At 55.6% G+C, this 19459-nt stretch carries 19 protein-coding genes and 4 pseudogenes; 6 read left to right on the plus strand and 17 right to left on the minus strand.

Going from position 1 to position 19459, the window contains the following annotated elements; all coding sequences use genetic code 11:
- Positions 1 to 76: 76 nt before the first annotated feature.
- Positions 77 to 367: pseudogene (locus tag ACR0J5_RS13385) on the plus strand (transposase); the annotation flags it as partial.
- A 127-nt stretch (positions 368 to 494) separates the two neighbouring features.
- On the opposite strand, the gene ACR0J5_RS13390 reads toward ACR0J5_RS13385, so the two are convergent.
- The 12 genes and pseudogenes from ACR0J5_RS13390 to ACR0J5_RS13445 form a co-directional block, all read right to left on the minus strand.
- Entirely contained in the window at positions 495 to 824 is a 330-nt protein-coding gene (locus ACR0J5_RS13390; protein WP_480654130.1) for a hypothetical protein, read from the minus strand.
- 27 nt (positions 825 to 851) lie between these two features.
- Positions 852 to 2252 (minus strand): HAMP domain-containing sensor histidine kinase, encoded by a 1401-nt coding sequence (locus ACR0J5_RS13395; RefSeq protein ID WP_480654132.1) that lies wholly within the window; start codon positions 2250 to 2252, stop codon positions 852 to 854.
- Positions 2239 to 2916 (minus strand): response regulator, encoded by a 678-nt coding sequence (locus ACR0J5_RS13400; RefSeq protein ID WP_480654134.1) that lies wholly within the window; start codon positions 2914 to 2916, stop codon positions 2239 to 2241. The genes ACR0J5_RS13395 and ACR0J5_RS13400 overlap by 14 nt, the downstream gene beginning before the upstream one ends.
- 109 nt (positions 2917 to 3025) lie before the next feature.
- Entirely contained in the window at positions 3026 to 3379 is a 354-nt protein-coding gene (locus ACR0J5_RS13405; protein ID WP_480654135.1) for a roadblock/LC7 domain-containing protein, read from the minus strand.
- Positions 3380 to 3605: 226 nt separating this feature from the next.
- Entirely contained in the window at positions 3606 to 4013 is a 408-nt protein-coding gene (locus ACR0J5_RS13410) for a hypothetical protein (RefSeq protein ID WP_480654137.1), read from the minus strand.
- A gap of 559 nt (positions 4014 to 4572) precedes the next feature.
- Entirely contained in the window at positions 4573 to 5244 is a 672-nt protein-coding gene (locus ACR0J5_RS13415) for a response regulator transcription factor (RefSeq protein ID WP_480654139.1), read from the minus strand.
- A 69-nt stretch (positions 5245 to 5313) separates the two neighbouring features.
- Positions 5314 to 6897: a sensor histidine kinase gene (locus ACR0J5_RS13420; protein ID WP_480654141.1), complete on the minus strand. Its 1584-nt coding sequence runs from the start codon at positions 6895 to 6897 to the stop codon at positions 5314 to 5316.
- A gap of 1 nt (position 6898) precedes the next feature.
- Positions 6899 to 8428, minus strand: coding sequence for an ABC transporter transmembrane domain-containing protein (locus ACR0J5_RS13425; RefSeq protein ID WP_480654142.1), 1530 nt, complete (start codon positions 8426 to 8428; stop codon positions 6899 to 6901).
- On the minus strand, positions 8425 to 9489 hold the full coding sequence (locus ACR0J5_RS13430) for a hypothetical protein (RefSeq protein WP_480654144.1): 1065 nt from the start codon (positions 9487 to 9489) through the stop codon (positions 8425 to 8427). Before ACR0J5_RS13430 ends, ACR0J5_RS13425 begins: the two co-directional genes overlap by 4 nt.
- A 125-nt stretch (positions 9490 to 9614) precedes the next feature.
- Positions 9615 to 9824, minus strand: a complete 210-nt coding sequence (locus ACR0J5_RS13435; RefSeq protein WP_480654716.1) for a hypothetical protein — start codon at positions 9822 to 9824, stop codon at positions 9615 to 9617.
- Between the two features lie 30 nt (positions 9825 to 9854).
- Positions 9855 to 10043, minus strand: a pseudogene (locus ACR0J5_RS13440) (hypothetical protein); the annotation flags it as partial.
- Between the two features lie 228 nt (positions 10044 to 10271).
- Positions 10272 to 10589: pseudogene (locus ACR0J5_RS13445) on the minus strand (integrase core domain-containing protein); the annotation flags it as partial.
- 166 nt (positions 10590 to 10755) lie between these two features.
- Here ACR0J5_RS13445 and ACR0J5_RS13450 point away from each other — a divergent pair.
- A pseudogene (locus tag ACR0J5_RS13450) lies at positions 10756 to 11079 on the plus strand (transposase domain-containing protein); the annotation flags it as partial.
- A gap of 61 nt (positions 11080 to 11140) precedes the next feature.
- Here the strand turns inward: ACR0J5_RS13450 and ACR0J5_RS13455 are convergent.
- From ACR0J5_RS13455 to ACR0J5_RS13465, 3 genes are read right to left on the minus strand one after another with little or no spacing between them, the layout of a single operon-like run.
- On the minus strand, positions 11141 to 13096 hold the full coding sequence (locus ACR0J5_RS13455; RefSeq protein WP_480654146.1) for a pyridoxamine 5'-phosphate oxidase family protein: 1956 nt from the start codon (positions 13094 to 13096) through the stop codon (positions 11141 to 11143).
- Positions 13097 to 13122: 26 nt separating this feature from the next.
- A complete protein-coding gene (locus ACR0J5_RS13460; RefSeq protein WP_480654148.1) occupies positions 13123 to 13599 on the minus strand; it encodes a nuclear transport factor 2 family protein in 477 nt (158 codons plus the stop codon).
- Between the two features lie 12 nt (positions 13600 to 13611).
- Positions 13612 to 14235, minus strand: coding sequence for a glutathione S-transferase family protein (locus ACR0J5_RS13465; RefSeq protein ID WP_480654150.1), 624 nt, complete (start codon positions 14233 to 14235; stop codon positions 13612 to 13614).
- A 108-nt stretch (positions 14236 to 14343) separates the two neighbouring features.
- Between ACR0J5_RS13465 and ACR0J5_RS13470 the strand changes: the two genes are divergently transcribed.
- The 4 genes from ACR0J5_RS13470 (at position 14344) to ACR0J5_RS13485 (ending at position 17407) form a co-directional block, all read left to right on the plus strand.
- Entirely contained in the window at positions 14344 to 15246 is a 903-nt protein-coding gene (locus tag ACR0J5_RS13470; protein ID WP_480654152.1) for a LysR family transcriptional regulator, read from the plus strand.
- 177 nt (positions 15247 to 15423) lie between these two features.
- Positions 15424 to 16398, plus strand: a complete 975-nt coding sequence (locus tag ACR0J5_RS13475) for a DMT family transporter (RefSeq protein WP_480654154.1) — start codon at positions 15424 to 15426, stop codon at positions 16396 to 16398.
- Between the two features lie 265 nt (positions 16399 to 16663).
- Positions 16664 to 16894: a helix-turn-helix domain-containing protein gene (locus ACR0J5_RS13480; protein ID WP_480654156.1), complete on the plus strand. Its 231-nt coding sequence runs from the start codon at positions 16664 to 16666 to the stop codon at positions 16892 to 16894.
- A 264-nt stretch (positions 16895 to 17158) separates the two neighbouring features.
- A complete protein-coding gene (locus tag ACR0J5_RS13485; RefSeq protein WP_480654158.1) occupies positions 17159 to 17407 on the plus strand; it encodes a hypothetical protein in 249 nt (82 codons plus the stop codon).
- Positions 17408 to 17456: 49 nt separating this feature from the next.
- Here ACR0J5_RS13485 and ACR0J5_RS13490 read toward each other — a convergent pair whose 3' ends face one another.
- A complete protein-coding gene (locus tag ACR0J5_RS13490) occupies positions 17457 to 18785 on the minus strand; it encodes an ATP-binding protein (RefSeq protein WP_171644474.1) in 1329 nt (442 codons plus the stop codon).
- The gene (locus ACR0J5_RS13495; protein WP_480654160.1) at positions 18785 to 19444 is read right to left on the minus strand and encodes a response regulator transcription factor; all 660 of its coding nucleotides are present in this window, start codon (positions 19442 to 19444) and stop codon (positions 18785 to 18787) included. The genes ACR0J5_RS13490 and ACR0J5_RS13495 overlap by 1 nt, the downstream gene beginning before the upstream one ends.
- Positions 19445 to 19459 lie beyond the last annotated feature (15 nt).

The raw sequence follows: 19459 nt of genomic DNA on the forward strand, positions 1-19459 counted from the left end.
GGTTGCCGCCATCTCGGCTGCACGATTCAAGTCTCTGAGTTTCAGGGGTGTATCGTAAGCAATCTATTCTGGTTTACTGATGAACAGTCTGCCATCGGCTGATTGGTTACTGGGTGATCGCGGTTATGATGCCGACTGGTTCCGCGAAGCTCTGATAGACAAGGGAATAAGGCCTTGCATCCCTGGTCGAAAATCGCGCGACAAGCACGGCCAGTACGACAAGCGACGCTATAAACGCCGTAACCGCATCGAGATCATGTTCGGGCGCCTGAAGGATTGGCGGCGATTTGCCACCCGATATGACAGATGCCCAAAGGCCTTCCTATCAGCAATTGCACTCGCGGCTACCATCTTGTTCCGGCTGTAAATCAATGAGGCTGGAGCCTAGCGAAGCTGCAAAACTGTCCGAAAAGCTGGGACCACTTCAGTGGGCCCACTACCTTTTGATTGGCTTGGATTGCTAAGAGCGAGGATCACCGTTTATTTATCTCTACTCAATCAATTCTTTGTACACATTGGCCATGATCTTCGAGATTTTCAGCCCCATGCGCGGACAATTCATACTTCATTGTGGGAAAATGCAGCGCAAGCGTCCAAACTTCGTTTTCTTTGATATGGATGAAAGTTACGCCATCAAGGCCATGTGCAACCGTCGCAGCCCCTTCGATACCATGAAAATCAACTTGCGCATCTGTACCTTCTTCTGGTTGTGAGATTCTGATCTCATCTCCCGTCACATCTGACGAGCAACGAAACTCGGTAACGCCCGCAAGTGCATTTGAAGCACAGGCTACACCACCAATAAAAACCAATCTTGCCAGCATTTTTTCACCTTGTTCTACGTGTTGTGTCTACGACGACCATCGTGCGTTTTCCTCTTCGAGGATGTTCGATTTTGCTTTGCCGAAGCTGACGCTAATTTTAAGGCCGGGATCGTTGTTACTCGCTGAAATCTTAGCGCCATGTCGTAAGGCAACGGCTTTGACCAGGGCCAGGCCCAGACCATTTCCGCTTTCTCTGCGAAATCCTTCAACGCGATAGAAAGCGTCGAATATCTTATCAAGAAGCGGACCGGGCACGCCAAAACCATTGTCCGAAACATCCAGCACAACCGAGTCTTTGCTAGCTACAAGTGAGACCTGTATCCACGCCTCGGGTGGGCAATACTTGATCGAATTGTTTATGAGGTTGACCAGGAGTTGTTTCAACATCTGTTCATCACCCCTGACCAATATGGTATCGGCGTTGAACTCAGCCGTTACGCTCATTTGTGCATCTTCTGCGACGGGCGAAAACGTTTCGACAACATCCGCAACCAATGCGCTCAGATTAACAGTAGAGAATGGTTGCTTATATGTTCCGGCCTCTATTCGTGATATTCTGAGAATAGTGTCGAACACAGCGCTGAGCCGTTTTAGCTCTGTCTCGAGCTCGTGAAGTCTGGGTCGGGGATCGCCACCGTAGTCAAGCTCACTATAAACCTGCTGCAAGGCCAGAAATCCATGAGACAGGGGCGTTTTCAGGTCGTGCGCAATCGTGACTGCGGTTGTCTGCGTACTGATCATCAGGCTGGACAACCGGTCCAAGTGTCGATTTATCAGTCGAGATACTCTGTCAATCTGGTCGTTCGTCCTGGAAACCGGAAGGCGGACTTCAGTGTTCCCTTTGGACACCATATCGAGCGTTTTCTCAATACGCCTGAGTTTGCTGTAGCTGTAAGAACTCACCCAATAGCCAAGCCCTAGAACAACCACGGTGGTTGCAACCGTCAGTAGCAACAACCCTTCCCAGAGTGTGGTCAATGCTTGGTTCATGGACGTCATGCTGCGCGCCACGACGGTGCGGTAACCAAGATAGTCGGACGCTTTCAGAAGATAGACAGGGCTACCGCCCCCAATCTCGACAAAATCGGGGTCAACCTCGTGCCAGCCATTTGTTTGGGGTATCTTGGCCACCGCGCCGGCAAGGGCGGAGTTGTGTTTGTCAAAAAGCGCGATCATGTGCAGCCCGGTACGGTTTGGGCTATTTAGATGTTCGACTGCGCGCTGAACCGCATCGGTGCCGCCATCCAGCAGGATTTCGTGCAGCAGCAGTTCCTCTTCCAGAATTTGCTGTTCGAGATTGGCCCGCAATGTGTCTTTCAATGCAACATAAGCAGCGTATCCAAACACTGCCGTAATGATCCAAACAACAAGCGCGGCGTAACACGCGGTTCGGAACGGGGCCCCCGAGAAAATACTAGCGCGGTCCATGGAGACTGTACCCTATGTTTCGCACCGTATGCAAAAGGGGGGGATCAAACGGTTTATCAATTTTAGCTCTCAGACGGCTGACATATGTCTCGATCACAGTCGAGTTCGGATCGAAATTGTAATCCCAAACTTGCTCGAGGATCATGTTTCTGGTCACGATCCTGCCTGAGTTGCGCATCAGCAATTCCAACAATGCAAATTCACGGGGCTTCAACTCAATCGTCTGATCCTGTCTGCGAACCAGACGTTTTAAGAGGTCCATCGAAAGATCCAGCACATGCAATTCTGTCGCTGCCACCCTTTCGGTGCGCCGTTTCAAAACGCTTTGCAAACGAGCCAGAAGCTCTGAAAAGTGGAAAGGCTTGACCAGATAGTCATCTGCCCCTTCGGTCAGACCTTCGACGCGATCGCTCACGTCGCCAATTGAGGTGAGAAACAACACCGGCGTCTGATTTTGCGCTGCACGCAGGGCTTTCAATATCGACATACCGTCCATACCAGGCAGCACCCGGTCAAGGATCACCGCGTCGCATTGGTTGTAGAGGCAATAAGACAGCGCGTCGCGCCCATCCTCGAACCACTCAACCGTAAACCCGCTGGAGCGGAGCCCTGAGATCACGAACTCTGCAGTTTTGACATCGTCTTCGGCGACTAGAATTTTCATTGCACTGGCTTTCCAACACGTTGCGCAAAGCAACGTTGACGCAACAAACCCTCGTTCGGGTGGTTCAGGCACATTACTGCGCCTGAACCGTTGGCGCGAGGGGGGGGTATTATAAACTCAACGTCTCTTCGACGGCTTTTACCTGAAGACGGGCCAGCCCCAGATTGGCTGTCTTCTTGTCCAGAGCGACATAGACGAAGATATTCGGACTTTTTTCCAGAGGCCTGATCAAATGAAACTGCTTACCCAGCGTGATGAGGATGTCCTCGATCACGTCATTCAGTTTCAGCGCCTCGATCGCCTGCAATTTGGCACGTACGACTTCCACGTTTGCCGCGCCGGCGGTTTCAAGGTCAAACTTGGCTCCGCCTTCTGTGGCAAGGGTCAGGCCAGTGTCACTGTCAACCAGGCAGGCGCCGATCACACCCTTGATTTCACTAAGTTTTGATATGTCCAAAGACATGATCTTCTCCTTCGTTAGGTTAATTCCAGCAGCTCTTTTGGTGTCAGAACTGCCATGTTGCGGCTCAGATTCTTCATTCGCAGGGACGGTGCCCGGGATCCTAATTGTGTATGTCCGGACCAGTCCAAAACGTTCGCATAATCGCGTGGCAGCCGAGAGAGAGGTCTGTTTGTTTTTAGCCATCTTCGTCACTCTTCGGTTCTGGTGTGGGGGAAACCCGCATCGCTCAAATCACCCCCGCAGGAGTTCGAGCTTTCGCGCCTGGCGCCATTACCCGGTTCGTATGGTGCAACAGCGTGTCTATGAGTTGCTCGTCGATTTGCGGAAGCTCCCTTGGCGCAGCTGGCCCTCGTGGATGAGAAAGCATGGTGGCTTGTAACTGGAACGGTGGCGCAGGACGTGTTGGTTCGAGACCGACAGCCTTCCACAGCATCCGGGCAGCAATCAGCGCTGGTCGGTACCCAAGCGGCAACTGACCGCCAAGCAGCAGTGAGATCGTATCGCCTTTTTCACCTGCAAGGACGTACCAAAGAGAGGCGTATTCAAAGCTGACATAAGCTGCCCCACAAATGATGATGCTCAACATGCTTGCCTTCGACTCATACAAACCAACAGATGAGAGTAGAGGCGACATTCAGTTTAACTGAATTATTCAGTTACTTTAAAAATATGTAAGAATTGCGCTTGCAGGCGGAGGAATAGGTTTGAGTATTCTTGAGATTCAAAAATTACGCAAATAAATCAAAGAGTAACATTCTATCCACAGTGCCTATTGATGCGAATTCTTAACGTTACGTCATGATATCCTGAATCGTTCAGTGTGGACGCCAGCACGTTTCTCTAAAATAACTTTGGTTTTGTGAAATTTAAACTTTGGTAGCCTGAATGCTAATTCGCAAGCTTGCAGCAACCTACCAGATCGCAAAAAAGGCGGCCCTCCCGAATACGACGAAGCGTGCAGGGAGGGCCACCGCGAGGAGTGGCGGGTTCGTAGAGTGAGCGGCATCCGTAGATGCCAGTGTGGCCCGGTTCGAACGGGCTGTGTGTTCACCAGTCCTCGAAGTTCTGCAAATCAACTCTTCCAGTAAAATGCGCGCACTTTCTTACAGGCACTTTTCATCAAATTCAAAATCGTGACAATTTTCCAGATTCTGTGCTCGCGGGTCACTTTCTGCACCACACCGGTACTAGGTTCAGCCCATCCGGTATCCGACATTTCGAAGTGTCACGATCCGCTGGCCAGTCGCCCCGATCTTGCGGCGCAGTCGGCCAACATAGACGTCCACTACATTGGTCAACGGGTCCTCGTTCAAACCCCAGACCGAGTTCAATATACGTTCGCGCGACAGCACCCGGCCGGTGTTGGTCAAAAAAAGAAGCAGCAGGTCGCGCTCTTTCTTTGACAGTTTCACTTCTTGCCCGGCCACCGAAACCTGAAGAGACGCCCGGTCGAACTTCAGATCTCCACAGGTAATCTCGGTATCGCTGAGATGGCGTGCGTAGCCATTGGCGCGGCGATGCAAAGCCTCGACTCGCGCAATCAGCTCGTCGAAATCGAACGGCTTCGGCAAATAATCGTCCGCGCCGATCTTCAGCCCCTCGACCCTTTCTTCGGGGCTGTCCAACGCGGTCAGCATCAGGATTGGCGTCTTTGACTTGCGCGCGCGCATCTTGCGACACACATCCTGACCCTGAATGCCTGGCAGCATCAGATCCAGAAGAATCACGTCATAGGTATTTGTCGCGGCAAGTTCCAAGGCATCTTCACCATCCGGGGCGTGATCCACTGCCCAGCCCTCGGCGGACAGGCCGCGCCGGATGAAATCGGCAACGCGGGCCTCATCTTCGACAAGCAAGATATTCATGATGTGCCTCAACTCTTTCCCTATTCGAAACTGCGCCGAATAAATCAGCGTTGTTCTGGTACCTGCACGTCAACCACTCATTTGCATTGTGCTGGTTTGTACAACTCTTGTCTGGGCGGCCTTGGGCAGGGTTATGACGATCCGCAGGCCACCCTCGGGTCGATCCTGAAGGTCAACTGTCCCACCATGCGCCTCGACGATGGATTTTACGACCGGCAGCCCAAGGCCGCTGCCCTCGATACCTTGACCCGACGCGTTCGAGCCCCGAAAGAACCGATCAAAGGCCTGGGATTTCTCGGTCTCGCTCAAACCGGGTCCATCGTCCTCTATGGCGATCGTGCACGAGGCAAGCCCCTCATTTAGCCTGGCCACAATCGTCGGCCCGCCGTAGCGACGCGCATTCTGCAGCAGGGCCAGAACAGATTGACGGAGGCGCACCTCGTCGACTGACGCCATCACTTTGCTGTCCGGACTATAGACCTGAACCGGATCGGGGAACATCGCCACCGCGTCGTGGATGACCTTGCGCAGGTCAGTTTGCCTACGATCCAGCCTTAGCTGACCGGCTTCAAACCGCGCGACGGTCAACATATCGTCTACGATCTGGTTGGTATGCTTAGCTGAATCCCGAATGCGCGCAAGCGAATCCGAGGCCTCGTCAGGCAGGGAATTCGATGTCCGCAAGGTCACGTCAGCCTCACCCAGAATGATGGCCAGCGGTGTGCGCAGTTCATGGCTTATATCCGCCATCAACCGCTTGCGGTTTTCCTCGCCAGCTTCAAGCTTGTCGATAAGCTGCTGCAGTTCGGCGGTTCTGGCTGCAACGGTATCTTCAAGCCGCTTCTTCTGTTCGGCGCGGTTTGCCTCACGTGCGGCGAGACCCTCGGCCATTCCATTCAGCACGATACCAAGCTCGCGAAACTCGCGGCTGCCCCCAAGACGGACCGGTTCGGAATAGTCTGCCCTGCGCAGCCGACCGACGCCTTCCGCCAACCGTGTCAGCGGCTTTCTGATCTGGCGGTTGAACGACACGAGCCCGATCAGCAAGACCACGATTGCAGCCAATACAATCACATAGACCAGCCGTTCGTTCCATTGCCGAAACGCGATTGCTTCGGCCAGAACCTCTTCGACCTCTTCAACCTCTTCATCCAGCGCGGCCTGAATTTTCCGATCAAGCTGGTCATCGATATCTCCATCAAGCAAAGCCGCCAGACGTTCGATCTGGACCAAGGTCTCAACCGGGTTGCCTTCGGCCGACAGGCTGGCGATGGCTGCGTTTACGGATTCGATGTCGTCCTCAATCTCATCAAGCAACTCCAACTCTTCGATCTCTTCGTCGCCCACCATCTGGATTTCACGCGCGATGGTCATACGGATCGCTTCCAGCGTCTGGGCGATCTTTGCCCGCAGTTCGAGTTCACTTACGCCATCGTCCCGATCTCCGATGAGCAGAGCGTCACCGTGCTGCTTGAACAGGCGGTAGAGGTCCGCTTCCAACCGCAGGTGCAGCCCGTACGAGTCCTGCGCAAGCTGTATCCGCGCATCCCACCATCGGGTTTTCTCGAGGCTGTATAAGGTCAGGCCCGCGAGCCCCCCGAGAAAACCGACGAGAACAATTGCATAGATGCCAAACAGAGTAGATGAGCGCATATCAGACGACCTTTGAGTTCTCTTCCCGATGACCGGGCACGGCTTCCGCGACCACTATGATCGTGGCACTGGACAGAGTCCGCAATGTTGCAAGCAATTCAGATTGATAGGATTGGCACAATGCCCACCGCACTGAGGCGATGACAATGACATCCGCCTTGCCAAGAACAGCGCGGGTCAAGTCCAGCCGCAATGTCTGATGCGGCAACAACCCACTGCCGTTTTCTGCCAGGCGTTGGTCAAGGCCGCGAGGCTCAGACAGAAGATCAGACAAACCAAAGCACCGTATGACCTTGGATATCCGTCTGTCGCCAGGTCGTTTCCTGCACATCAAACTTGCAGATCGGCGCAAACTGCCTTGAAGGCCGATATGATCGTCCCCGATGAAAGCGACTTTCGGGGGGATATCCTGCCCGCCGAAACTTACATAGACGTCAGCGCATCTGTCGAGCCCCGCGATACAGCGCGCGATTGTCAATGCGTGCTGGCCTGTCAAGGCCGAGACGGTGCCGTGGTCCGCAATGAACGCGATGGGCGTCTGATCAACTTCTCCGGTGACTTCGATTGTTTTGAGTCCGATGCATGGCGCTGCCAGCCGCAAGACCTCGGGTTCTGACAACAACCTCTCAGCCTTCTCGCGCGCCACACGCCACGCGCAGTATTGATCCCAGGCACTGGAAAGTCTCTGCAGGGGGTAGGCGACCAGCGCAATGACCGAAAGGCAAGCGGCAACCGTGGCGGGTGCTATGCCGGTTTGGCCGGCTTGCCAGAGCACCACAAGACCCGCAAAGGCCACCCCCAGTTGCAGCGTTGCCAGAAGACCGGCGGTTCGGCCCCGGCGTGCCATCGCATCATTGCGCAACGATGCGCCCTGAGTGTTCAACCTACGCAACTCTCGGTCCGTGCGGCCCATCAGGTCCAGTTCCGGTGCAATCGCAATGCGCTCGATCATGGAAATCGCGATACTTGCCCGGCGGCGGCGCAGGGTCCGATGTCGCCGCTCAAGATGCCAGGCTAAGGCCGCCATCACAGCAAGAGAAAGCCCCAAAGCAGATACGCCGATGATCGCAAGCTCCGGGTTCAGCACATAAAGAATGGCTGCGGCGCCCGGGATCACTACAGCAGCAGACCAGACATCAGGCAGGCCACGGCCAAACCAGAGGCGTGCCGCCGAAAGATCTCCCACGAAACGCAGAGAGAGGGACCCCAGCCGACGTTCTTCGTGGCGGGATTTCGGAAGGCGCGCGATCTTCCGATACAATAGCTGGCGCAGCGATATCGCATAGCTCTGCCCCAGTGCCTCGGCTCGATATCGCGATACCAGCAGACACAGCGCTGCGACAATGCCGGACAAGGCCAGTTGCGCCATGGTCTGTACGGTAAGGGTATTGCCTGCGTGCAGCGCCGCGAACGCATCGCGGGTTGCGAAGGCGGCAACAGCCAATGCGCCGGCCTGCAAGATACTGCTGGATACCACCAGGACCGCATCGACGATGCGGTCCCTTGTGGCCAATCCGGGGAGGAGTTTCATGCGGCCACATCTTCCGGTGCGCGGCGCATCAGCGGCACGACATGCCGGTTGATGACTTCGGGAGACCACAGGTCTTCGCGCGACAGGATCGGGCGGCCTGCGGCCTCGGTAGCTTCGGCGGCAGCCAGAGGTGAGCAACTGACCATCCCCGAAATCGCAAAGGGGCTGAGACCCGCCCGTTCCAGAACCGTCACACCTCCAAGCGCGCTCAGCGCATCCGGTGCTGCGAACAGGATACCATCGAGACGGTCGCGAATGCGCGATGATTGCAGGATGGCCCGGGTTTCTTGCTGGAACACGCCATCGGCTATCTCAACCACCACAACCTCGGCCCCGCGCGTGGCGGCCGTTGCAACCAGCGTGTCAAACCCCGCTTCGATCTGCGCTAACGGCATCCGGTAAGTGGTGGCCATCCCGACATCCGTGAAATCGAGCGCCGGAGCACCACCATCCTCGAAACTGTTGAAATCGCCAAAGGCGCCAGTTCCGGTGGCCTTGATGCCCGCGACGGCAAAGCCCGCCCGCATCAGGCCGTGCCCCAGGCTCGACGCGGCGGTTGTCTTGCCCGAATTCATGGAGGCACCGAAAACACCAATGACTGTAACCTGATCATTGCATGGCAGGCTGGGCAGGGCATAGTCTGCCACGTTGATCACCCGCTCCTCCGCATTCGTCAGCAAGCCGAGCGGCTTTAATCGGGTGGGGTCTTCCATGCGGACATGGGCAGCGTCCACCCGCCCCGCGACACCGCCGCCTGCGACCAGATCAATCAAATCGTCATCAACGATAGCGCTGGCCAGAAACTGATCCGGCGCATAGCGATCCCCTAGGCATAGGACTACGAAATCGCCCGGATAACTAGCTGAGGCGCGGCGCTCGGCCAACTGGATTTTCTTGTGGTGCCCGATTTCGGCAATCTCGCACAGGATGAGATCGCCCGCCTTTGCGGCGTCCATCCGCGTAGAAAGTCCGCGCACGTCGGACCGATCGACCCTGCGGGTTGTGAAGGCCCATTTTGCAGTATTGCAGGCGACAAGAGAGGTTTTTGGAAACTGTGTCATTCTTAACGCCATGACTGGCTGTTCGATGCATTTGTTTTGCCAGCCCCATGTGAGAAAAATCGCAAAACCGGATGAAGCGGCAGCGCGTGATCAGATGAACGACAAATGAACGCGCTGGGTGACGGTCAATCGTCATCTCCCCCATCATCTCCTCCGTCGTCGCCACCATCATTTTCGCCCCGATCGCCGGAATCACGGTCATCGTCGTCCCGCTCGCCCCTCTCGGGCTCACGTGCACCGCGGTCGTTCCGTTCGTCCCGCCCGTTGTCTCGTCCGCCGCGCAGTTCAATGATGGTGATGCGATTGTCTGCGTTGCGATCTATATCCTGAAGCAATTTCCTTGCCCCGGCGCTGCCAAAGGCGGCGACAAGCTCATCAAAACTCAGAACGCCATCCCCGTTCGTATCGACCGAGCGAAAGCTCGCAGTTTGTGCCTCAGCCGTTCCGACGTGACCCAGCCCGGCGCATAAAATACACGTAACGCATATAATGCAGACCCCACGACAGATTGCCCGCAACCAACGTTTGGCTGCCCTACATCCATTCCCCGACACAAGTGTTCCTTTACCCAACGACCCTAAGCCGAAACCGGTGTTTTATTTGGTCCAGTAGGACAACATGGCGCGTGCAAGTGAAGTGCGCATATTCAAAAAAATGAACAGAAAATGAACGTGCGAGAGGAATTCAACAATACACATTGATGCAATGTCTGTTGGAAAACTTGTTAGTCTGGCGTCGGCGGCGTGAGCTAAGAGAGGATCTGGCGCATCTGGTTGGATTGATTATGTGGCGGATTTGCGGTGAAGCAAGCGCCGGGTTTCGATGGTCTTTCGTTTGATCATTTCTCGTTGTTTTAGAATGGACTGCCCGCGTCCGAAGTAGACGTCAGCGGGGGTAAGGTTTTGCAGGCTTTCGTGGTAGCGACGGTGATTGTAGCGCTCGACGAAGGCGTCGATCTGCTGCGTGAGATCGTCAGGCAGATAGTAGTTTTCCAATAGGATGCGGTTCTTGAGGGTTTGATGCCAGCGCTCGATCTTGCCTTGGGTCTGTGGGTGATATGGTGCGCCTCGGACATGATCCATTCTCTGATCTGCCAGCCATTCGACACTCTATGAGTAAGCGGAAGAAGCGGTTTTGGTCGGATGAAGAGAAGCGCGAGATTTGCCATCAGGCCTCGATGGCTGGGGTTTCTGTAGCTCAGGTTGCGCGGCGTTACGCAGTGAATGCCAATCTGATTTTCAAATGGCTGAAAGACCCGCGCTTTGCGCCGGACGTGTCCGCTATGCATTGGGCCGTTTGCCAAAAGCCAGAGCATATCTGGATCACGGCTGTCTGGAGTTGGACAACAACGCAGCCGAACGCGCCGTCAAACCCGTCGCCATCGGACGCAAGAACTGGATGTTTGCCGGATCAGAGGGCGGCGGCAAAGCAATGGCCATCGCCTTCACCCTGATCGAGACCGCCAAGCTCAATGGCGTCGACCCGCAAGCCTAGTTGAGCTGGGTTCTGGAGCACATCGCGGATCACAAAATCAAACGCCTCGATGAACTCATGCCATGGCGTTACGCAGAGCTATCCGCCCAACAATAACTGGTCAAGTTCACCGGACGGACACCATGCAAATACTGGTGACGTCCAAACCGGCGATGTTTTAAAAGACAAACGTCTCGCGGTGCCGCCGTGTTTCCTCAACGCTCAGTTCGTTAAGCGCCGCTTCCGCGCTCGTCATCAAGGTGTCCGGACCGCACATATACACATCTCGCATTCCAATTTGCTCAACCGCCCGAAAGTCTTCGCGCTGCATGCGTCGCGGCTTTCGTTCCAGCGGTTGACCGGCGAACGCCTCGCGAAGTTCATTCCATGCGGACTGCCCAGCCCGTTGGTTTCCACCAGCGCTCTGAAACGCGACGATTTGCAGTCGCACCTGATCCAATACAGAGCAATTTCGCGGCAGAAAGTGCTGTAAAATCGCGATATCATCGTCCCGTCCAGAATATAGCAGCACGATATCGATTGGTTGGTTCGGGGGGTGGGCCATTGCCACCTGTTGGATCCCGTCCCACATCGCCATAAACGGTGTGATGCCAACACCCCCTGCGATCCAAAGCATCTTGCCGGGGATGGTCGGATGCCCCCCCTCAGCACCGGTTGAGAAACACGTAAAACCAGCGCCAGTTCCTTTGAACTGAACGGGAAGCGCCTGCGCTATCAATTGGTCTCCGTTGTTGTGCAAAACGTTCGACATCAAACCGCCCGGTTTGCGTTTCACAGTGACACGCACCTGATTGGTCCGCTCAAAACCATTTCTCTTTGCATCAAAATCCGGCGTGCTGGATAGCGTCCAAGTGCGGACGTAGTCTTCATTTACAAGCTGCGGGTGCGCGTCGTTCAAGTGGGCATAGCCCCCATTTACAAGGCCGGAGAAATCAAAGACACCAAACCCGCCAGGGAGTGGGGTTTGGATCGCTTCGGAAAGCTCGAAATTGAAAGTCGTGATCGTACTGGACAGAGGTTCTGTCGAGACAAGCGTGGCCGTCAGCGCCTCTGCGCTGACATGCGGTTCGATCGCATGGCCATTCCGCTCCAACTCGGTGCGTAAGTATTTAATCGGCGGGTTATAGGGCGACAGCTCTTCTCGGGACGTGAGCTTTAGGTTCAGCCCTCCGCGCACAAAGACTGCCCCCGTCACCTTGATGCGCGTCAGCAAACTTGTGCGCGGCATCAACGCATCCGCGTCATCCTCAAGGAGGTTTTCAGCGTCCCCGGTTATGTAGAGAACCTCACCCGTTGCAAAGTCAGGAAAGACCAGCCCGACCTGTGGGTCGGTCTCGATATTTCCAAGCGATTGATAAAATCGGTTGCCGGAATGATCCGGCAAGACCAAATACGTGCCGCCATCACGCACCTCGTAAAGCCGGACAAACCCTGGCGCGCCGCCGCGGTGATTTACGCCCATGTCGGTCTGAGCGCTGCCATCGCTCGTGTGCTTGGTCGCCAGAAGTACGGTGCTGGCCCGTGCTACGACGGACTTTGCCTCATCGGGCAGCGACGAAAACTGTGCATCAAAGTTGTCATGAACAACTTCGGCATTGCGCGGCATATGCTCCAATGAGCGGATCGTGATGTATTTCGGACAATTCCCGAGGTGTTGATCTGAGATCAGGTTCAGTCTGATCTTTCCCGAACCTTCGACCGACGCACCTTTGATCGAACCTGCCATCTTGTTCCGCCGGCGGTTGCTGAAATCGACGCCCACCCCCGCGAAGAGCTGCGCTTCGCGGACGGCAGTGTGATCTTGACTGAACGCGCGCACAAACGGGTCAAAGGGATTTGTTTCTGCCACCACCTGTATCGCGTTCTCGCCCACGATCTTAATACCAAGCGATGGGTCGCTGCCAGATCGTGTGACCAAAAGGCTCACCCAGGGGCGCCCCTGCCCATCAAGCGTTGCCAGCGGCAAATAGGTTAGTCCTGCAAAGAAGTCGGCGTGCTGCTGCGGCATTTCGCTGTAGATATAGTGCGGGATCGCATCGCTCAGCTCCCGCGGCGTGTGACGCCGCGCTTGCAGCGCCAACTCCCCCTTGTGAGATTTATGTGTCTTTTCCATTACGTGACCCTACCGCGTGTCCTCAGTCAGAGCCCAAGATCGCTCAGACTGGGGTGGTCGTCCGGACGGTGCCCGATCGGCCAGCAGAACTTGCGGTCTGCTTCCTCGATTGGGTGCTCATTGATGCTGGTAAAGCGATGCTCCATGTAGTCATCCGGGTCGAACTCCCAATTCTCATTGCCATACGCGCGGAACCAATTCCCGCTGTTGTCGTGATATTCGTAGGCATAGCGCACCGCGATACGGTTGCCGTCATGGGCCCAGAGCTCTTTGACCAGACGGTAGTCCAACTCCTTGGCCCATTTACGGGCCAGGAATGATTCAATCTGATCGCGCCCTTCGGGAAACTCGGCCCGGTTGCGCCACTTGCTATCCGGCGTGTAGGCCAGCGCGACCTGCGCCGGGTTGCGGCTGTTCCAACCGTCCTCTGCAAGACGCACTTTTTGGATAGCAGTTTCTTTTGTGAATGGAGGCAAGGGATGCCGCAAGGCTTCGGGTGTCATGCGTATGCCCTTTCACTCGGCAACCAGGCCAACGGCTGTTGACGGCATGGCCTCGAAACCGGGCAACGCTTCAAACCGGGCAAGCCAGGCGCGAACATGCGGGTACGGCTCAAGCGAAACGTTCCCCTCAGGCGCGTGCGCCGTGTATGAATAGCTGGCCACATCTGCGATTGTGGGCCTGTCACCGACAAGCCAATCATGACGCGCGAGCCGGTGTTCTAGCTTCTGCATCGCTTTTGCAGCTGTCGCGGCGGCAAAATCCGGGTCCAGCGGCGCACCGAAGACGGTGATCAACCGCGCAGCGCAGGCGCCAAAAGCAATCTCTCCAGCCGCCAGAGTAAGCCAGCGTTGCACATTGGCCTCCCCGACCGCGTCGCTTGGCATCCAATCCGGCGCATAGGTCCGCGCCAGATAGACAAGGATCGCGTTCGAGTCGGACACAACCACTTCACCATCCTCAAGAACTGGCACTTGGCCATTTGGGTTCATCGCCAGAAATTCAGGCGATTTGTGCTCACCTGCGGCCAAATCGACGGGAACAGCTTCATGCGGAATGCCAGCAAGCTTAGCAAAGACCAAGGCGCGATGCGCATGGCCCGATTTGGCAAAGTGGTGAATGCGAACAGCGTTGGACATGTGTCTCTCCGGTTTGGATTTGGATGTTGGCCCAGCAATACACCTTGCATAGGCTAGCGATAATCACCTAATCCTTACTAAGTTTAAGCCCTCAGAAGGCGCAATAAGATGGACAAGATCGACCGCATGCGCGCCTTTGCCCTTGTTGCAAGGAACGCATCCTTCACCACCGCGGCGCAGCACATGGGGCGGTCCGCGCGCCTGGTCAGCAAATACGTGGCTGATCTGGAAAACGCGCTCGGGGTGCAGTTGCTCAATCGAACAACACGAAGCGTCTCTTTGACGGATGCAGGCGCGACATACCTGACGCTGTGCGAGCCGCTTTTGGACGGGTTTGACGAGCTCGAAGACCGGGTCAGGAACGAGCAAGCTTCGTTGCGCGGTGCGATTCATATCTCAGCACCCACGGGCTTTGGCGCGGTGCGGTTGGTCCCGTCACTTGCAAAATTCGCAGAGGCACACCCGCATGTGGAGCTTGATCTGAGGTTCTCGGATCGGCGGGCATCGATTGTTGAGGAGGGCCTCGACCTTGCGATCCGGATTGGCCCTATGCGGGACAGCTCTTTGAAAATCCGACAACTGGGCCGCATGCCTTTGGTTGTCTGCGCCTCGCCAGCCTATCTGGAGCGCGCAGGACGCCCAAACGACCCGGAGGCGCTGACAACGCATGAGTGCATACTGGATGGCAATATGGCCGAGCCCACAGTGTGGAGGTTTGATATCGGTGGCCGGGAAGAAACCGTCCACGTCAACGGGCGCTTCCGGATGAACGCACCCGCCGCGTCAGAACGCCTCGCAGCTCAGGGCGCAGCCATCGCGCGGTGTCCGGCTTATACCGTCGCAGAAGCCCTGAAATCCGGAGAGCTGGTCGAGCTTTTCTCGGAGCACCGAGTTTCGCCATATGTCGTTGCTGCGCTGTTCCCACAAAACCGGCGCCTCACAACCCGAGTACGCGCCTTAATTGAACATCTGGTAAACGATCCAGAACTATGTCCTGATGACAAGCGCTAACGGCCCGAAGCCGACATCCAGTACATTGTCTTGATGCTGCAGTCGCAGGCCGCATAGCGGACATTAGCTGCACTTGCGCGTTGTACTCCGCCAAACGACCGGCGACCGAACTTTTACCAATGGCAACGATCCGGCCAATGAGATGCCTTAACTGACGGCATAGAGTGAATATCAGATGTGCAAGCCTATCATGGAACTTCCGAAATTTCTGAGGAGATAGGGGACACTATTTTGGAAACTATAATGGAATGTCATGGGATCGAACCCAAGGGGCGTGGCGGGTCGGTCTATCGGGCGGATGTGGCTGATCTGGAACTGACAGCACCGGTGGCGAAGGAACCCAAAGCCGCGAAGACGACATCACTCATGGCGGGCGTTTCTATGATCGCTATTGCGTCTGTTCATGGGCTCATGTTCTCGGCGAACGCTACGGAAACCGCCTTCGAAGCCATGGCCGTGAAGGCCAGTGGCGCTGCCATGGTGCCGGACGACTCGGGGGCGTCCAAACGTTCAGCCGATGATGAACAACGGCAAATCTACCAATATGCCAACCAGATGGGACGCGGGCGCGGCACAACCACGGGAGGGCTGCAGGAGCTTAATAGCTGGAATGGGGCAATGGGTATCAGCACAGAACGCGGTCTGCTTACACGGTTGGATGCAGAAGGTGCGGATGCCAAGTCCGGCGTCCAGTCCCGTGTCTTCACGGTCAACTTCGAGAATTCCGAAACGCTGGACAAGACAGAGGATGCCGACTTGTTGGCGGCATACGACGTCCTTGCCCATGGAGCAAAGCCAACCGTTGAGAACGGCGTCTTTGGCGTAGCTTGGAAACCGTTCGTTCTACCTGCGCTCAGCGCAACAAGTGTCACCGGGCTGATTTGGCTTGGGTTGATTGGTGCCGCAGCTACTTATGCTCTTTGGTTCCGGGGTGTAGCGCGTCTGGAGCCCAGTGCAGTCTCGATGCTTGGGATGATGAGTCCTGTAACAGCTGTCGTGCTCGGCTGGGTATACTTGGGACAAACGCTTAGCCTCACCCAGTCTATCGGAGCAGCCATAGTTATCGGCTCTGTTGTGGTCGGCCAGAGCGTGAATCGAAGGGACAATTCGGGTTTGAAAAAATGGAGATCAGCAACAGCTGGATCTGTCTGATGGGTGTTGAGTCACAAACAATGGGCCCAATCACGCAAGTGGGCGAGGAATGGCTCAGCGCCTCGCTCAAGCCCGTTCGACTGATCCCTAGAATAGTCGAAGTCCTAGGTTTCTCCACGCATGAATAAGGGGAAGGGTTCTGGCGCCGCCGCGTCGCGGTGGTTGGATCCTCCCATAAACGCGCTACGTCAAATTTTTTTTTGTTTGTCTGGGTTTACGCGACAAACTGGATGAAACCGATTTGGGACCAGAGATGGTGGCTGGAATGCTGGGAATACAACCGGAACGGTTTCTGAAAGCGCTTCAAAAACAAGGCACAACGCTACCGCGCGAAATCAAACGGCTGCGTATCGATGTCGCCAAGGAGCACCTCAAACAAAACCAGATGACAATTGCAGAGATCGGACTGATGCTCGGCTATTCTGACAAGTCCCATTTCACTCGCTTTTTCCGAGGTCAGACCGGAATGACACCGACCAAGTTCCGAAGCAAGTAAATGTGGTCGAGCCAAATGAACGCTTCGAAGATTAGGTCCTCGTGGGATCAGTTCGGAGAAGTTGTAGTGCGACGTTGAACAGGTTAGTCGACGACATGAATGGTTGGTTGCCACCGCCGATACAACCTCTGCAACTGGCCGTTTCGTTGTGTATTTCGGAGTTAGCAAAGCTTGGTTGCGAAGGTCCGCTTCGGGCTGACTGCGGTCCTTCGGAGAAAAAGTGCGGATGTCTGCAAAGTCCCGCAGAACCGACCTTCTGACGACTTGGTTGAACGTCTGCATCGAGCCCTGAGCGGAAATGCCAAAATTTCGCTGCGCGCGCTCGCAGCGCGGATTTTGCCGCGTAAGCATTACCTTGAGCAGGGCAACGCGGCGCAAAGAGAGGCCATTCGCGCCGGGTGCAGCGAGATTTTGTCAGCCAATGAGCAAGACGCGGACAAAGCGATACTTCGCCGCGCGCGCAACAACGAACGATTTGGTGTTGCTGCTGATCCAGGAAATGGATTGCAATAAAGAGGGAGATGCGCCGTGAAGGTCAGCGGAATAAAGCAGTGCGAATTACTCACGCGCTAATCTTCACTTCGGAGACCAAGCCACCTAAACGTTTCGATGTTCCGAGTTGTAACTTCGCACCGTAGGCGGCCAACAAATCCACGCAAATAGAGAGGCCTAAACCAGTTCCCTTTACAGAAGTGTCCAAGCGACTGCCGGAACGAAGGACTTCGTCTCGGGCACCCTCCGGAATACCGGGACCGTCATCTTCAACGCATATTTCGATGCCGCTGTCAGTGCGCCTTGCGGTGATTTGGAATGTCGTCCGGCTCCATTTGAGGGCGTTGTCGAGGAGGTTTCCGATCACTTCCTCAATATCCTGAGGGTCCATGCGGACGTGAAGACCAGCCTCGCAATCCGAAACAAGCGTCTTCCCGTCGCGCTCTGCCATGACCGAGAACAGTCGGGACAGTCGTTCGACCGAATTCGACAAGTCTGTCCTCGAATGCGTTAGCTCTCCGGTGTTTGTTGCGCGCATACGCGCGAGTGAACGGCCAAGTTGCGCGTCAATTCGGGCAAGGGCTTCTTCCGCAGGCTCTGTTTCTACGCCAGCATCTGACAACTCCGACAGCTCGTTTCGTAGGATGGTTGCCGGTGTTTTGAGGGCATGCGCCAAATCCGCAGCTTGCTTTCTTGAGCCGGAGACAATTTCGCGATTTCGATGCAGCAATTGATTGAGATCCTCCACAAGAGGGGAAACCTCACTCGGATAGTCTTCAGGAACCAGATCATCGCCCTGATCCCAACGATGAGCTACATCGGCGCGCAATTTTCTGAGGGGACCGACAATAGCGGACATCAACAAAAGAGAACTGGCCACTCCGATCAAACCCACCAAACCGAAGACCGGTAACAAGTTTCTTTGTGCGGCGCTGCGTTCGTTGATCAACTCGCTTCTGCTTTCGGCGACAGTTACACCCCACTCCGTTCCGTCTTCGAATGTGATCTTTTGATAGGCGCTGCGTAGGGCTTCACCATCTGGACCCGAGGTGTTCCAAATGATTGTTTCGCCACTTGCGCGCGGTGGTTCGGCGATCGTTTCATCGAAAAGCGAGGCAGATGTATAGATAGCCCCGTTACTGTCCGTTACCTGCCAATACCGTCCCGAGTAGGGCGTGCTATAGGCCGGGTCGAAGATCAACTCGCGCAAGGTTTCTGGGTCATCCGTCGCGACGCTGAGACCAACGACAAGCTGGGTATGGCGGTCCTGCAACGCTCCGTCGAACTGATCAAGAACGCGCGTATTGATGTAGGAAAATACCACCAGCGTGCCGACGCCTACTGACAAAGCACCCGAGGCGATACCTCCGAGTAAGGCCCGTTGGCGCAGCGATAGCATCAGGGTGTATCAATCATGTAACCGCGCCCTCTGACCGTGGTGATCAGATCGGAACCCAGTTTCTTTCGAAGGCGCGTAACGAATACGGCAATGGTGTTGGAATCCCTGTCACCATCATATTCGTAGATGTGTTCGGACAATTCTGTGCGCGACACCATGCGGCCAATGTTATGCGCCAGATAGGTCAGAACCGCGATTTCTTGCGCGGTCAGATCGACCGGTATGCCTCCTACACTGACCCGACCGTTTCGTGTATCCAGTGAAACATCCCCCATTTCTATCACGGGGTTCAACTGGCCGCTTTGTCGCCGCAAAATTGCGCGGACCCGTGCCGCCAATTCCGGCATGTGAAACGGCTTGGTCATATAATCATCCGCACCTGCATCCAGGCCGTCGACACGTTCGCTCCAGCCATCTCTGGCCGTCAGGATCAAGACCGGAGTTTTGACACCAGCACTGCGCCATTCACGTAAAACCGATATACCGTCACGCTCAGGCAGGCCGATGTCTAGGATGATCATGTCGTAAGGCTCAGTCGCCCCCAGATGCAGGGCATCCGTACCATTGTTGGCCACGTCCACGACGTGGCCTTCCGCACCCAAAAGCTTTTTGACTTGCTCGCATAGCTGGGGTTCGTCTTCAGCAAGTAGGATTCGCATATCAGAAGGTTACAG

This window comes from Ruegeria sp. BE1 (assembly GCF_056538885.1).